Origin of the sequence: Beijerinckia sp. L45, assembly GCF_009765775.1 — a bacterium.
Taxonomy (GTDB): Bacteria; Pseudomonadota; Alphaproteobacteria; order Rhizobiales; family Beijerinckiaceae; genus RH-AL1.
In genome coordinates, this window is the sequence record NZ_LMUU01000029.1 from 1 (window position 1) to 12,870 (window position 12,870).

Here is a 12,870-nt window from a genome sequence, read left to right on the forward strand (position 1 = left end):
AGAATCCGATCGACCCTGTTCTCATCGAGGATCGTCCCGGCGCGCTGGGCGCCTTCACGACCGGTTCGACGATGCGCCACGTGCTAGTGATGACGGCAGCGGGGTCCGTCGGTCTGATCGCGGTGTTTTTCGTGGATCTCTTGTCGCTGCTTTATATCTCGCGGCTGGGCGACACCAGCCTCACTGCCGCGGTGGGCTATGCCTCGCAGGTTCTCTTCCTTTTGATCTCGGTGAACATCGGCCTGTCGATCGCCATCGGCGCGGTCGTCTCGCGGGCGCTTGGCGCCGGCGACCGACCGCGCGCGCGCCATCTTGCCGTCTCCGGTCTGCTGCATGTCGCCGTGATTTCGGGCACGTTGAGCCTGCTGGCCTGGCCCTTCGCCCACGACATCCTGCGGCTGTTCGGCGCCCAGGGCGAGGCGCTCGAGGTGGGCACCGTCTATCTGCGGATGACGCTGCCGGCGTCGGTGTTTCTCGGCGTCGGCATGGCCTTCGCCAGCATCTTGCGCGCCGTCGGCGATGCCAAGCGGTCGATGTACGTCACCCTCGGCGGGGCGATCATCACCGCCTGTCTCGACCCGATCTTCATCTTCGGGTTTCACCTGGGCATCTATGGTGCCGCCATCGTGCTGGTCGCCTCGCGCTTCGTTCTGCTGCTGGTCGGCTGGCACGGCGCGGTGCGGGTGCACGATCTCGTCGCCAAGCCGCATCTGCGCCCGGCGCTGCTGGACCTGGCGCCGCTGATGACCATCGCCATCCCGGCGATCCTCACCAATCTCGCCAACCCCGTCGCCAACATCTACGCGATGCGAATCTTCTCGCGCTTCGGCCAGGAGACGGTCGCGGCTTTCGCCATCATGGATCGCGTGACGCCGGTGGCCTTCGGCGTGCTCTTCGCGCTGTCCGGGTCGGTGGGGCCGGTGCTTGGCCAAAACTACGGGGCCCGGATCATGGGACGGGTGCGCCGCGTGCTGACGGACTGTCTCATCGTGTCCATCGTCTATGTCGTGGTGATCACGGTCGTCCTGTGGCTTGCCGCGCCGCTGATCATCGCGCTCTTCGGGGCGACGGGCGAGACGGCCAAACTCCTCGGCTTCTTCTGCACCTACGGCGGCGGCCTGTGGTTCTTCCTCGGCGGCATCTTCGTCGCCAACGCGGCCTATAACAACCTTGGCGCGCCGTTCATGTCGGCGGTCTTCAACTGGGGGCGGGCGACGCTCGGCACCATGCCCTTCGTCACCATCGGCGCGGCGCAATACGGTCCGGAGGGCGGGTTCATCGGCATGATCGCCGGCGCGGCCCTGTTCGGCACCCTGGCGGTCGGCGGGGCCTATGTGGTCATCGCGCGTCTATCGAAGCGCATTTCTGGCCAGCCGGACGATGTCATCGATTCGCGAAAGGCGCTAAACGCTTGAACAGTCCTCTATGTCGCGGGTTGGCGGCAGAGGCATAGCAGGAGACCGAGATGTTCAACCTTTACCAGATTATCCAGGGCGCGCAGGGCGGCCAGGCCATCGACAATCTGGCGCAGCAGTTCGGCCTCTCCAGCGAGCAGGCCGATGCCGCCGTCAAGTCGCTGATCCCGGCGCTCTCGACGGGGTTCATGACCAAGGCGGCGCAGCCCGGCGGCTATGGCGAGATCGTCGGCGCGATGGGCGACGACCAGCATCGCCAGGCCTATGCCGATCCCAACACGGCGCAGGATCCGACGACCCAGCAGAAGGGCGGCGACATCGTCAGCAGCATTTTCGGCAACAGCGCCATCATCAATCAGGTAGCCGAACAGGCCTCGCGCTACACCGGCATCCCGGCCGCGACGCTCGTGCAGATGCTGCCCGTGATCGCCTCGATGGTGATCGGCGGCGTCGCCACCACGATGCAGAACCAGGGCATGGGCGGCCTGCTGGGCCAGCTCGCCGGCAGGGCGGCTTCGGCAACATTTTGGGGCAACTGACCGGCGCCCAGTCCGCTGGCACGCCTGGCGCACCCGCGGGCGGCGGCCTCGGCGGGATGTTCGGATCGATTCTCGGAAGCTTCCTCGGTGGCGCGACCCAGCCCGGTGCGACGCCGGGTGCCGCTCCGGCCGGTGTGCCGCCGGCGATGCAGGCCGGCATGGATGCGTTGAGCAAGATGTTCCAGCCGGGCGTTCAGCCGTTGCCGGGGCAGACGCCGGATGGCGATCTCGGCGATCAGATCAGTTCGATCCTCGGCGGCAAGTCCTAGCGGCTTGGCACCAGCGCGCCCTAGGGCCCGCGTGTTTTCATCAGTCCGTTGAGCCAGCTGGCTGATGAGATCGTCTCGCGCTACGCCCGCTTTTGTTGGCGGGATCATAGTTGCCGCGTGCCTATGAAAGCGCGGTTGCCACCTTGTTGATGTATTGTGCCGACAGTCGCGTGCCGATCGACTGGACGCCGGCAATAATCAATATTGAGATGCCAGCGGCGATCATTGCGTACTCAATCGCCGTCGCGCCGCTCGCATCGTTGAGAAATTGCCTCAGCTTGGTCATCGCGTCCTCACGGGGCATCGTTAGCACCATGAAATGATCGTAATCTTAACATCGACGCATAATCAGTCTGAAGATTTTTAGCCTCGGCGCGCCGAAATCGATCACGGCGGCTGCGGATTGCGTGCCGGGGCGCGGCCAATTATGAAGCCATGCCGGCAGCTGAGCCGCTTGCACGTGCGCGCCGAGGTTTCGGCCGTGCACGCGCGCGCGATCAGGGCCCTGTATGATGATGAAAACGAAAGCTGACGATGGCTCGCGACGTTTCGGATACCACGCCCCTCTCCGGGCGCGACGAGCTCGTGGGCTGGATCGAGGCAGGGTGTAAACCTGCGGATCAGCACCGCATCGGCACCGAACACGAGAAGGTCCCGTTCTATCGCGCCGACCGCGCGCCGGTGCCCTACGAAGGCCGCGACGGTGTCGGCGGCATCCGCCACCTGCTGGAAGGCATGCGTGACACGCTTGGCTGGGAGCCAATCCTCGACGGCGAGCACATCATCGGGCTGGCAGACGGGGTCGGCGGTGGCGCGATCTCACTCGAGCCCGGCGGCCAGTTCGAGCTCTCCGGCGCGCCGCTGCAGACGATCCACGAGACCCACGACGAACTGATCGGGCACTTCGCCGCTTTGACCCCGATCGCGGAAAAACTCGGGATCGAGTTTCTGTCGCTCGGCATGAGCCCGAAATGGACGCTGGCCGAGACGCCGGTGATGCCGAAGAGCCGCTACACGATCATGGCCGGCTACATGCCGAAGGTCGGCACCCGCGGGCTCGACATGATGTTCCGCACCTGCACGGTTCAGGCGAACTATGATTTTTCCAGCGAAGCCGACATGGTCAAGAAGCTGCGCGTGTCGATCGCCTTGCAGCCGCTCGCCACGGCGCTGTTCGCCAACTCGCCGTTCAAGGACGGGCGACTCACCGGAAGCCTCTCCGAGCGGGCCGTGATCTGGCGCGACACCGACAACGCCCGCGCCGGGATGCTGCCGTTCGTCTTCGAGGACGGCATGGGCTACGAGCGCTACGTCGATTATGCCCTTGCCGTGCCGATGTATTTCGTCAAGCGCGGCGAGCGTTACCACGACGTGGCGGGTGCCGACTTCCGCGACCTGATGGCCGGCTCCTTCGCGCCGCTGCCGGGCGAGACGGCGGTCCTGTCGGACTGGGCCAATCACCTCTCGACGATCTTTCCCGAGGTGCGGCTCAAGCGCTTCCTCGAAATGCGCGGCGCCGATGCCGGGCCGATGCCGCTGCTGGTCGCCCTGCCGGCGCTGTTCACCGGCCTGCTCTATTCCGCCTCGTCGCTCGACGCCGCCTGGGATCTGGTAAAAACCTGGACCGCGGCGGAACGCGAGACGATGTGGGCCCAGGTGCCGTCGCGCGGCCTCGACACGACCATCGCCGGCCGCAGCCTGCGCGACGTCGGCCGCGAGGTGCTGAAAATCGCCCGGGCCGGTCTCGCGGAGCGGGCCTTCCGCGATGCGCAGGGCCGTGACGAGACGATGCATCTCGACGTGCTCGATGCGATCCTGGCGGGACGGACCGAGGCCGAGCGGCTGATCGCGCTGTTCAAGGGGCCTTGGGGCGAGAGCGTCGACCCGAGTTTTGAGCAGTGTGTGTATTAGGTCTTTGAGCGAGGCGATCGGTATCGCGTGCAGCTCGAGCGAACCGTTGCCAAGAAGCCATGGCGCGTTATGCTCTGGTTTCGATGCGGCAGATCTTTTACGGCAAAGACGCTCTCAAGACGCTGAGCCGCATCTCGGCAAATACAAAGGCTTCTCATAAGGTCCAAGATTGAAGCTTACGCGTTGGATCCGGCTTCGCTGGCGAGCAACGTGAAGGCGCTTGAAAGGGCGAACCGGGATATTTCGGCTTCGTGTCGGGGATTGGCGGGTTCTCCTCAGCGAGACCGTCGCCGTGCTGGCTGTCCTCAAGGTCGCGCCGAGGAGCGGTGCTTATGACCGAACGCGAAACGGCGGCAGGATCCATGGGTGCGCAAACGATCACCACATCATCTGGGGAACGGCTCATCGTGTTGACCGAGACGGATTACAACCGCCTCGTCGAGGCCGTCGACGATATGGCGGATCGTGCCGCGGTCGACTCCTTTCACCGAAAAGTCGCGAGCGGCGAAGAAGAGCTGGTTTTGGCCGAAATCGCCGACCGCATCCTGAATGGCGAGAACCGTATTCGGGTTTGCCGCGAGCATCGTGGACTGACCTCGCAAAGCCTTGCCGACAGAACCGGGGTCGCTCAGGCGTTTCTTTGGCAGATCGAGACGGGCGCGCGCGAAGGTACGATCGAGACGCTGCGAAAAATCGCGGCGGCTCTTTCCCTGACCATTGACGACTTGGTGGGTTGAGGAAAGATCAACCATGAGCGCGCTGCTCTCAGCACTTGCGACTCCTGACGCGCGCCGCCTTGCAATCCGCAATCCCGTCCTCCTGCTGCTTTGCGTCGTCGCAACCATCGCCCTGGTTGCGGCCGGGTTCCTCAGCACGGCGCCGAACCGGTTGGCCGATGGCGTGTCCCTGCCGCTTTGGCAGGCGCCCCCCGCGCTGGCGGTGCTGGTCGCCGCCTGCCTCGGCGGGCTCGGGTGTCTCGCGATCCGTGACGCTCGGATGAGCGACTGGGCCGCCTTGGGCCTGGCCGCGGGGCTCGCCGTCGCCCTTCTGCTCACCGCGTCGTTTTTCGCAAAAACCCTAATTGTGGCCGGTCATCCCGCGCAGCGCCAGGCGCTCGGCCCAGCGTTCTGGATCGCGTTCGGCGTCGCTGGCTTCGCCATGCTCGACGCCATGCAGCGGCTGGCGCTAGGCTTTCCCGCCAGAGCCGCCTGCCTGTTTCTGCTGCTCGGCCTGTTCGCCGGTCTGGCCAGCGCCGGCACGTTCGACGCCTTGTCGCTGACCCGCGAGTTCGTCAGCCACCGCACCCTGTTCGTGACGGCGCTGCTGCGCCACATCGCGCTGGTCGGCGCGGCCCTCGTCGTCTCCATTCTGGTCTGTGCGCCGCTGATCGCGGTGGTACGCCGCGGCGGCCGAACCCGGGCGGCGATCTATTCCGTCTTGAGCCTCCTGCAGACGATTCCGTCGATCGCACTGTTCGGCCTTCTCATCGCCCCGCTGACGTTTCTCGCCGGACACGTGCCGCTGCTCAGGAGTCTGGGCGTGTCCGGCCTCGGCGTGACGCCGGCGCTGATCGCGCTGGTGCTCTATTTCGCGTTTCCCCTGGTCCGGATGACGGATGCCGCCTTTTCCGCCGTGCCGACCGAGGTCGCGGATGCCGCGCGCGGCCTCGGCTTCGGCGTCCGCAAGCGCTTCGTCGCGGTCGACCTGCCGCTGGCGCTGCCTGTCCTGCTCTCCGGGCTCCGGGTGGTGACGCTGCAGGCCATCGGTCTTGCCACCGTGGCGGCGCTGATCGGCGGCGGCGGCCTCGGCACCTTCATTTTCGAGGGCATCGGCGAATACGCGCTCGACCTCGTTCTCGTCGGCGCCATTCCCGTAATCCTGCTTGCGCTCGCGGCGGACTTCGCTTTTCGCCTCGTGCTGGCCGCCGTCGAGACGCCGCGATGATCGAAGATCACGCCGCGATGATGGAGATCACGCCGCGATGATCCAGATCGACCACGTCTCGAAAACCTTCGCCGGCACGCAGGCTCTCGCCGACTGCACGCTGACCATCGACGACGGCGCCTTCTTCGTCCTGATCGGCCCGTCGGGCTGCGGAAAGTCGACGCTGCTGCGCACGATCAACGGCCTCATCGCGCCCGACACCGGGACGATCCGGGTGCGCGGCAAGGACATCGCGACCGAGGATCCGGAGCGGCTGCGGCAGAGTATTGGTTACGTCATACAATCCGTCGGCCTGTTTCCGCACTGGACGGTGGCGGCCAACATCGCGGCGGTGCCGCAGCTGATGCGCTGGGACAAGGGCAAGATCGCGCGCCGCGTGGACGAGATCGTGGCGCTGCTGCGCATCGATCCGGCGTTGCTCCCGCGCTATCCGCATCAGCTCTCCGGCGGCCAGCGGCAGCGCATCGGCGTCGCCCGCGCACTCGCGGCCGGCCCCGACCTCATTCTGATGGACGAACCGTTTTCCGCGCTCGATCCGGTCAGCCGCGTCGAGCTGCAGGCGGAGATGCGCCGGGTCCATGCGGAGAGCAAGACCACGATCGTCATGGTGACCCACGACGTCGGCGAAGCGCTGAGCCTGGCGACGACCCTGGCTATCATGCGCGCGGGCCGGATCATCCAGATCGGCACGCCGGCTGCCGTCGTCGGCGCGCCGGCCGATGATTTCGTGGCACAGTTCCTCGGCGGCCCGGAGCGGTTTCTCCATCTGCTCGACGTGCTGTCTGTTGGCGCGGCGATGAGTGCCGAGCCGCCGTCGGGCGCGATGCCGCGCATCGCCACTTCGGCCAGTCTGCGCGCGGCGCTCAGCCTTATGATGGCGGAAGGGGCGCAGGCGCTCGCCGTTGGGGATGGCGACGGAGCGTCGGTCGGCACGTTGCGCCTCGACGCCATCGTGGCCGCGTCGCATGCCTGAGCGCAGCGGGCGACGGGGTCGGCTTGCGGCCGCCGGCGCCTTTTCGCTCGCGCTCATCGCTCTGGTCGTGGCGATGCCCGCCTTCCGGCCCGGGCTGCACCAGCTGTTTCCCGAGCTCCGCGAACCGATCTACGCCCGGGCGAGCTTCGTCACCCTGACGATCGCGCATCTCCAACTCGTCGCTATCGCGACGGGCTTCGCCGCAGCAGCGGGCATCGCGATCGGGATCGCGGTGACGCGGGAGGCGGGCCGCGCTTTCGCGCCGCTCGCCCGCACGGTCGGCACCATCGGCCAGACCTTTCCGCCGGTCGCGGTGCTGGCGCTTGCGGTGCCGCTGCTGGGCTATGGGTCTGCGCCAACCTTGGCGGCGCTGTCGATCTACGCCGCCTTGCCCGTTCTGGAAGCGACCCTATCGGGTCTTGGCGCCGTGCCGGCCGATGCCCGCGACGCCGCCAAAGGCCTCGGCTTTTCCGCCTGGACAATGCTGTGGGTCATCGAGCTGCCGCTGGCCTGGCCGCTCATGCTGACCGGTCTGCGCAACGCAACGATCATCAATGTCGGCACCGCGACGATCGGATCGAGCGTCGGGGCGCTGTCCCTGGGGTCACCGATCCTCGAGGGGCTGTCCGCCTCGAATCCTGCCTTCGTCATCGAAGGTGCCGTCGTCGTGGCGCTGCTCGCCATCACCATCGACCGGTGGTTCGATGTCCTGGAAGACATGACCCCCGTCATCTGATCGCGGCGTTACTCGTCGTTTGCGGAGTTCATGCCGTCGACGGGCTCGGCACGGCCGCCATCGACGGCGGTCTTGTAGTTCGGCGCGTCCTGCTTCTCGGACGATTTGTCCGTCGGCGTGCGCTTGTCGTCCGGCTTCGGGGCATGGTCGGCGGCATCGTCGCCGCGCTTTACGTCGTTCATCGCAAAATCCTCAGAAGCTTGTGGGGACGCCATAAAAATCGTTCACGCGCCGGCCTTCAGCGCGGGAAAAATCGTAGACGGCTTCATCGGTGAATTTTGGGGCGCCGCTCAGCTGGTCATCGCTGATGTCGAGTTCGTAGGCATCGAGCATCTCGTTATATTTCAACCGGTCCCACGGCACGGGGTAAAAATCCTCGCCGACCCCCAGGAATCCGCCGAAGCTCATCACGACATAGGCGACCTTTCCGGTAATTTTGTCGATCATCACCCGGCGGATCGTGCCGAGGTGCGCCCCGTCAGGCCGCCGCACTTCCGTCCCTTCGACCTTGTCACTGCCGATGAGTTGAAGGGTTTCGTCGAGGCGCGGATCGGTTGACGTATCGCTCAAGTGCATGTCCTTGCTGGTCTCTTCAACAAACGTGCTGGCCCAAGCGTGGTTCCTCGTGGAACAATGGCGCGTCTACGGCCAACCAGGAGCCTCGCGTCATGAAATCGATCCTCGTCCCGGTCGAAGATCATGATCGGATGACCGAAGTTTTGCAGACGGCGCTGCTGCTGGCGCGCCAGTTCGACAGCTACATCGAGGGGATTCCGCTTGGCCCCGATCTCGCCGAGATGGTTGCCGCCGATTTTTCGATGAGCGGCGTGATCTTCGACGACCGCACCCGGCGCGAATTCCTGCGCCATGCCCGCGAAACCTTCGAAGGCTTTATGGCCGCCGGCGGCATTCCGCGTCGCTCGGACGATGCCAAGGGGCTGACCTTCGGCTGGAACGGGGAAACGCTGGTGTCGCCCAACAGCGTCGGCGAGTATGGCCGCGTCTTCGATATTCTGACCGTTGGCCGTCCTGGGCCCGCCTCCAACGAGCCGCACCGGGCCACGCTCGAAGCCGCGCTGTTCGAAAGCGGCCGGCCGATTCTCATCGCGCCGCCCAAAGCGCCCCCGACGCTCGGCACCGTCACCGCCATCTTCTGGAACGGCAGTTCCGAAACGGCACGGAGCGTGGCTTTCGCCATGCCGCTTCTGCTGAAAGCACGGGACGTCGTGGTGCTGGCCGTGCCCGGCGTGCGCTGGCCCGGCCCCAGCGATGCGCAGCTTGCGCGCAGCCTCAGGCGCCACGGCATTCCGGCGCGGGTCGTCGAGTTGAAGCCGGGCAAGGCGCCTGGTCTAGCGCTGCTGGACAAAGCGGCAATGCTCGGGGCCGACCTGCTGATCAAGGGCGGCTACACGCAAAGCCGGTTGCGCCAGATGATTTTTGGCAGCGTTACCAGCGAAATTCTAGCCGAGGCCACCCTGCCGGTCTTCATGGCGCATTGACAGCGTTCTGGTTCGAGTTGTGACATTCCCGCGCTGCGCCACAGCCTCTCATCGGTCCGCTCCAAGCCACCAATCGTCATGAAAAACATACACCCCGTGCACTAACATCTCGGTTCTGGAGCATGTAGTGCCGAAGATTGGGGCCGGCTTTCACGCGCTCATTCGGCTGGACACCTTAAAGACGCTCCGTGGCGCGATGCCGGGCGGAGAGTATGCGGAGGCCGTCGCATTCGCCGAAGAGCATCTCGGCGAACTCAAGGCGGAATGGAGTAGGCTCAATGAAAGAGATTGAAGACGTGGTCTCTGCTGGGGACCTTCTTCCGACCATCGCGTCGGTGGCAAAGGCGAACGGTCCGTTCAGCCTGATGGTCGCATGGAGCAAAGGATCACGCGAAGGCAGAACAGACGTTATCGACGTAGCACCCCAAGTCTTTACGTATAAGGTATACCGGCCGCTCCGCGACGACGACGATCTTTTTTCTCAGGTTTCCGTCAGTGACGACCGGACTGCTGATGTCTGGCCCGGGAACGCGGATCTTGAGATTTCAGCGGATGCCCTTGAGGAACTGGCTGAATAAACAATGACGAGTGCTGCCTTCGCGGACTTCGTTAAATCCAAGGGTTGGACCCTTGACGCTGCCGCGGCTCATCTCGGTATAAGTCGGCGACTGGTGGCTTATTATTCGAAAGAGCGGGAAGTACCGCGGTACATCGCGCTCGCTTGCCAAGCTCTAGAGCACCTGTAGAGCACGGAATCTGTCTAAAAAGGACAAGCGCGGCCGCCTCAGCGATCTAAGCTGCGTTCTCGGATTCATTGCCGCACACGTTTACGTTACAGATGATTGCTTCATCGACGATAAGGCCGATCTGGCCCGCGCTAAACCGCGAACTCTTGAACCATTCCAGAGTGCCGGCGCCGGCTTGTTTCTTGGCTTTCAAACGATCATAAACGCCCGACAAAAGTTCGGTCGGAGACCAAGGCATTGGTATTTTCTTTCTTCAAAGCAAAGGTTTGGCTGGCCTTGAACCGCTCAGGGTTTCCGCTTTTTCCCGTCGCTTCGAGGGCGATTTTCCCGATCGCGCTGGTGACGTGTCTGGCCGGATCGGCCGGCCTGGTCGCAGCGCAGACCCCGTCACCGGCCGCCCAGTCCACACCAGCCGCACCGACGCCAGCTCCTGCGGCGCCGCCCGCAATGGTGCCGTCCTCCTCCTCGTCGATGACGACCAGCGTCCCGGCGACCGGCCCGGCGATCGCCACGCCGGAAGCCTCGCCAACGGCACCCAAGATGACGGTGACGGGCACAGGCGCTTCGATGCTGCCGCATGATCTCTCGCCGTTCGGCATGTTCATGGCCGCCGATATCGTCGTGAAGGGCGTGATGATCGGCCTCGCCTTCGCCTCGCTGGTCACCTGGACGATCCTGCTGGCCAAGACGGTCGAACTGCTCGGCACCCGCAACCGCGCCTCGAAATCGCTCGCCGATCTTGCCGGCGCCCAGACATTGCGTGACGCGGCAACTCTGATGCCGAACGCCAAGGCGCCTGTCGCCCGCCTCGTCAATGCGGCGCTGGCCGAAGCCGAGCGCTCGCGCGGTCTTCCCGCGGAAGGCGTCAAGGATCGCGCTGCGGCGCTGCTGTCGCGTATCGAGGCGCGCGCCGGCCGCTCGATGGGCCGGGGCACCGGCATCCTCGCCACCATCGGATCGACATCCCCCTTCGTCGGGTTGTTCGGCACCGTCTGGGGCATCATGAACAGCTTTATCGGCATCTCGAAGACGAACACGACCAACCTCGCCGTCGTCGCGCCGGGCATCGCCGAAGCTCTCCTCGCCACGGCCTGCGGCCTCGTCGCCGCCATTCCCGCCGTCATCATCTATAATCTGTTTGCCCGCGGCATCACCGGTTACCGCAGCGTGCTCGGTGACGCCTCGACCGAAGTGATGCGGCTGCTGTCGCGCGACCTCGACCGGGCCGACGCGACGCGCACCGACGGCGTGCGGCGCCAGGCGGCGGAGTAGGCCATGGCCTCCCGCCTCGCCTCGTCGGACAGCGACGACCTCGTCGAAACCCACGAGATCAACGTCACGCCGTTCATCGACGTGATCCTCGTACTTCTCATCATCTTCATGGTGGCGGCGCCGCTGTCGACGGTCGACGTCAATGTCGATCTCCCGGCTTCGACCGCGCAACCGGTGCCGCGGCCGGACAAGCCGCTGTTCCTGACGCTGAAGGCGGATAACACGCTGACGCTCGGCAACGATGTCGTGACCCGCGACGGCGTCGGCGCCGCGCTCGACAAGGCGGCCGAAGGCGACAAGGACAAGCGCATCTTCGTGCGCGCCGACAAGGTCGCGAGCTACGGCGAGGTCATGGAAGTGATGAACCTGCTGCGCAGCGCCGGTTATTTGAAGATCGGGCTCGTGGGGCTTGATGCCAGTGCTGTGGCGCCTGCTGCCGCAGCCGCACCGCCGACGAGCGCGGGCAAGCCGTGACACTGGCAACACCGTCAGACTACAGCGAGCCGCCGCGCCGCGAGCTGCCGCGTTGGCTGATCGCCGCCATCATCGTGGTGGCTGTGCATGTGGGACTCGCGGCTTATCTGCTGCAGCGCCAGCCGCCGGACGCGCCGGGCGTGTCGGTTGACGCCGTCGAAATTGACTTGAATCCGCCCGAGGCGCCGGCGCCGCCGGCGCCAGAAGTTGCACCCGCACCGCCGCAGGAGGAGAAAGCCGAACAGACGCCCGCGCCGCCGGTCGAGCAGCCGACGCCCGAGCCGAAGGTCGAAACGCCGCCGCCGCCGCCCGAACCCACACCGCCCCCGCCGCCGGACCCCACGCCGCCGCCGCCCGAACCGACACCACCCCTGCCTGCAGAACCGCCACCGCCGCCTCAGGCCGTCGTGCCGCCGCCGCCTGAGCCCCCGCCGCCGCCGGTCGAGCAGCCGGTGGTGCCGGAGACGCCGGTTCTGCCGAAGCCGGAGGTGGTTCTCGAACCGCCAAAACCCGATCCGGCGATCGAGCGCCAGCGCGTGCAGATGATCGAGATGCAGAAAGAGCAGCGCCGCGAGGCGCAGCGTCGCGAGGCCCAGAAGCAGGCGAGGCTCGAAAAGCAGCGCGAAGTGCAGCGCGCCGCCCAGGCGCAGAAGGCGCAGGCCAAGCGCGAGGCGACCGCCCAGGCGCGGGCCGCGGCGTCACGGCAGCAGTCGGAGCAGCATGCGGCCTCGTCGGAGTCGATGGGCGATTGGAAGGGGCAGGTCTCTGCACGCGTCAACGCCGCGAAGCCGCGCAACATGTCGACAGGCGAGTCGGGTGCTGCGACGATTGCCTTTACGGTCGATCGGGGCGGTCACATCGGCGGCGTCCGCGTCAGTGGAAGCTCTGGATCTGCGGCTTTGGACAGCGCTGCCGTTTCAACGGTTCGCAGCGTGGGCTCGGTCCCGCCGCCGCCGAGCGGAAGCGCGACCTCGGTGGTCGTTCGGGTGCGATTCGGGTCTTGATCGGTGCAGGCCAGAGTTCAGGGCAACGCAGCGCGCTCACCAATGCACTTTCGGATCATGGTCTCCAGTAGCGTTTGATCAAGCCCGG

17 protein-coding genes are annotated in these 12,870 nt (G+C 65.8%); 13 read left to right on the plus strand and 4 right to left on the minus strand.

Features of this window, described 5'->3' with window-relative positions:
* The 3 genes from GSQ79_RS02350 to GSQ79_RS02360 form a co-directional block, all read left to right on the plus strand.
* On the plus strand, window positions 1–1,415 hold a 1,415-nt coding region (locus GSQ79_RS02350), incomplete at its 5' end, for an MATE family efflux transporter (protein WP_368669905.1).
* A 50-nt stretch (window positions 1,416–1,465) separates the two neighbouring features.
* Complete coding sequence (locus GSQ79_RS02355) at window positions 1,466–1,954, plus strand: DUF937 domain-containing protein (protein ID WP_158807135.1); 489 nt, start codon at window positions 1,466–1,468, stop codon at window positions 1,952–1,954.
* Window positions 1,942–2,223 (plus strand): hypothetical protein, encoded by a 282-nt coding sequence (locus GSQ79_RS02360; protein ID WP_158807136.1) that lies wholly within the window; start codon window positions 1,942–1,944, stop codon window positions 2,221–2,223. Before GSQ79_RS02355 ends, GSQ79_RS02360 begins: the two co-directional genes overlap by 13 nt.
* Before the next feature lie 121 nt (window positions 2,224–2,344).
* Here the strand turns inward: GSQ79_RS02360 and GSQ79_RS02365 are convergent, their stop codons facing one another.
* Window positions 2,345–2,527 carry a Flp family type IVb pilin gene (locus tag GSQ79_RS02365; protein WP_246725047.1) on the minus strand — a complete coding sequence of 61 codons (183 nt, stop codon included), beginning with the start codon at window positions 2,525–2,527 and terminating at the stop codon, window positions 2,345–2,347.
* Window positions 2,528–2,757: 230 nt separating this feature from the next.
* On the opposite strand from GSQ79_RS02365, the gene GSQ79_RS02370 reads away from it, so the two are divergent.
* From GSQ79_RS02370 to GSQ79_RS02390, 5 genes are all read left to right on the plus strand, one after another.
* The gene (locus GSQ79_RS02370) at window positions 2,758–4,134 is read left to right on the plus strand and encodes a glutamate--cysteine ligase (protein WP_158807137.1); all 1,377 of its coding nucleotides are present in this window, start codon (window positions 2,758–2,760) and stop codon (window positions 4,132–4,134) included.
* Window positions 4,135–4,466: 332 nt separating this feature from the next.
* Entirely contained in the window at window positions 4,467–4,871 is a 405-nt protein-coding gene (locus GSQ79_RS02375; protein ID WP_246725048.1) for a helix-turn-helix domain-containing protein, read from the plus strand.
* Between the two features lie 13 nt (window positions 4,872–4,884).
* Entirely contained in the window at window positions 4,885–6,078 is a 1,194-nt protein-coding gene (locus GSQ79_RS02380) for an ABC transporter permease (RefSeq protein ID WP_158807138.1), read from the plus strand.
* A 37-nt stretch (window positions 6,079–6,115) separates the two neighbouring features.
* Window positions 6,116–7,051 carry an ABC transporter ATP-binding protein gene (locus tag GSQ79_RS02385; protein WP_158807139.1) on the plus strand — a complete coding sequence of 312 codons (936 nt, stop codon included), beginning with the start codon at window positions 6,116–6,118 and terminating at the stop codon, window positions 7,049–7,051.
* Window positions 7,044–7,787, plus strand: coding sequence for an ABC transporter permease (locus tag GSQ79_RS02390; RefSeq protein WP_158807140.1), 744 nt, complete (start codon window positions 7,044–7,046; stop codon window positions 7,785–7,787). Before GSQ79_RS02385 ends, GSQ79_RS02390 begins: the two co-directional genes overlap by 8 nt.
* Window positions 7,788–7,795: 8 nt before the next feature.
* Here GSQ79_RS02390 and GSQ79_RS02395 read toward each other — a convergent pair whose 3' ends face one another.
* Complete coding sequence (locus GSQ79_RS02395) at window positions 7,796–7,969, minus strand: hypothetical protein (protein WP_158807141.1); 174 nt, start codon at window positions 7,967–7,969, stop codon at window positions 7,796–7,798.
* A 10-nt stretch (window positions 7,970–7,979) separates the two neighbouring features.
* A complete protein-coding gene (locus GSQ79_RS02400; RefSeq protein ID WP_158807142.1) occupies window positions 7,980–8,363 on the minus strand; it encodes a PRC-barrel domain-containing protein in 384 nt (127 codons plus the stop codon).
* A gap of 92 nt (window positions 8,364–8,455) precedes the next feature.
* Between GSQ79_RS02400 and GSQ79_RS02405 the strand changes: the two genes are divergently transcribed.
* Together GSQ79_RS02405 and GSQ79_RS29260 are read left to right on the plus strand one after the other, a co-directional pair.
* The gene (locus GSQ79_RS02405; RefSeq protein WP_158807143.1) at window positions 8,456–9,286 is read left to right on the plus strand and encodes a universal stress protein; all 831 of its coding nucleotides are present in this window, start codon (window positions 8,456–8,458) and stop codon (window positions 9,284–9,286) included.
* 278 nt (window positions 9,287–9,564) lie between these two features.
* Window positions 9,565–9,864, plus strand: a complete 300-nt coding sequence (locus tag GSQ79_RS29260) for a hypothetical protein (protein ID WP_246725049.1) — start codon at window positions 9,565–9,567, stop codon at window positions 9,862–9,864.
* Between the two features lie 365 nt (window positions 9,865–10,229).
* On the opposite strand, the gene GSQ79_RS30220 is transcribed toward GSQ79_RS29260, so the two are convergent.
* The gene (locus tag GSQ79_RS30220; RefSeq protein ID WP_174243151.1) at window positions 10,230–10,589 is read right to left on the minus strand and encodes a hypothetical protein; all 360 of its coding nucleotides are present in this window, start codon (window positions 10,587–10,589) and stop codon (window positions 10,230–10,232) included.
* Between GSQ79_RS30220 and exbB the strand changes: the two genes are divergently transcribed.
* From exbB to GSQ79_RS02430, 3 genes are read left to right on the plus strand one after another with little or no spacing between them, the layout of a single operon-like run.
* On the plus strand, window positions 10,573–11,304 hold the full coding sequence (exbB, locus tag GSQ79_RS02420; protein WP_368669906.1) for a tonB-system energizer ExbB: 732 nt from the start codon (window positions 10,573–10,575) through the stop codon (window positions 11,302–11,304). The two genes, GSQ79_RS30220 and exbB, sit on opposite strands and share 17 nt — an antisense overlap.
* 3 nt (window positions 11,305–11,307) lie before the next feature.
* Window positions 11,308–11,778, plus strand: a complete 471-nt coding sequence (gene exbD, locus GSQ79_RS02425) for a TonB system transport protein ExbD (RefSeq protein ID WP_158807146.1) — start codon at window positions 11,308–11,310, stop codon at window positions 11,776–11,778.
* Complete coding sequence (locus GSQ79_RS02430; RefSeq protein WP_158807147.1) at window positions 11,775–12,782, plus strand: energy transducer TonB; 1,008 nt, start codon at window positions 11,775–11,777, stop codon at window positions 12,780–12,782. Before exbD ends, GSQ79_RS02430 begins: the two co-directional genes overlap by 4 nt.
* Window positions 12,783–12,870: the final 88 nt, after the last annotated feature.

Excerpts from the sequence above, each read along its gene's own strand:
- exbD (WP_158807146.1), top strand. The coding sequence starts at position 11,308 with ATGGCCTCCCGCCTCGCCTCGTCGGACAGCGACGACCTCGTCGAAACC.
- exbB (WP_368669906.1), top strand. The coding sequence starts at position 10,573 with ATGACGGTGACGGGCACAGGCGCTTCGATGCTGCCGCATGATCTCTCG.
- GSQ79_RS02365 (WP_246725047.1), bottom strand. The coding sequence starts at position 2,527 with ATGCCCCGTGAGGACGCGATGACCAAGCTGAGGCAATTTCTCAACGAT.
- GSQ79_RS02395 (WP_158807141.1), bottom strand. The coding sequence starts at position 7,969 with ATGAACGACGTAAAGCGCGGCGACGATGCCGCCGACCATGCCCCGAAG.
- GSQ79_RS02375 (WP_246725048.1), top strand. The coding sequence starts at position 4,467 with ATGACCGAACGCGAAACGGCGGCAGGATCCATGGGTGCGCAAACGATC.
- GSQ79_RS02380 (WP_158807138.1), top strand. The coding sequence starts at position 4,885 with ATGAGCGCGCTGCTCTCAGCACTTGCGACTCCTGACGCGCGCCGCCTT.
- GSQ79_RS02400 (WP_158807142.1), bottom strand. The coding sequence starts at position 8,363 with ATGCACTTGAGCGATACGTCAACCGATCCGCGCCTCGACGAAACCCTT.
- GSQ79_RS29260 (WP_246725049.1), top strand. The coding sequence starts at position 9,565 with ATGAAAGAGATTGAAGACGTGGTCTCTGCTGGGGACCTTCTTCCGACC.
- GSQ79_RS02355 (WP_158807135.1), top strand. The coding sequence starts at position 1,466 with ATGTTCAACCTTTACCAGATTATCCAGGGCGCGCAGGGCGGCCAGGCC.
- GSQ79_RS02370 (WP_158807137.1), top strand. The coding sequence starts at position 2,758 with ATGGCTCGCGACGTTTCGGATACCACGCCCCTCTCCGGGCGCGACGAG.
- GSQ79_RS02390 (WP_158807140.1), top strand. The coding sequence starts at position 7,044 with ATGCCTGAGCGCAGCGGGCGACGGGGTCGGCTTGCGGCCGCCGGCGCC.
- GSQ79_RS02405 (WP_158807143.1), top strand. The coding sequence starts at position 8,456 with ATGAAATCGATCCTCGTCCCGGTCGAAGATCATGATCGGATGACCGAA.
- GSQ79_RS02385 (WP_158807139.1), top strand. The coding sequence starts at position 6,116 with ATGATCCAGATCGACCACGTCTCGAAAACCTTCGCCGGCACGCAGGCT.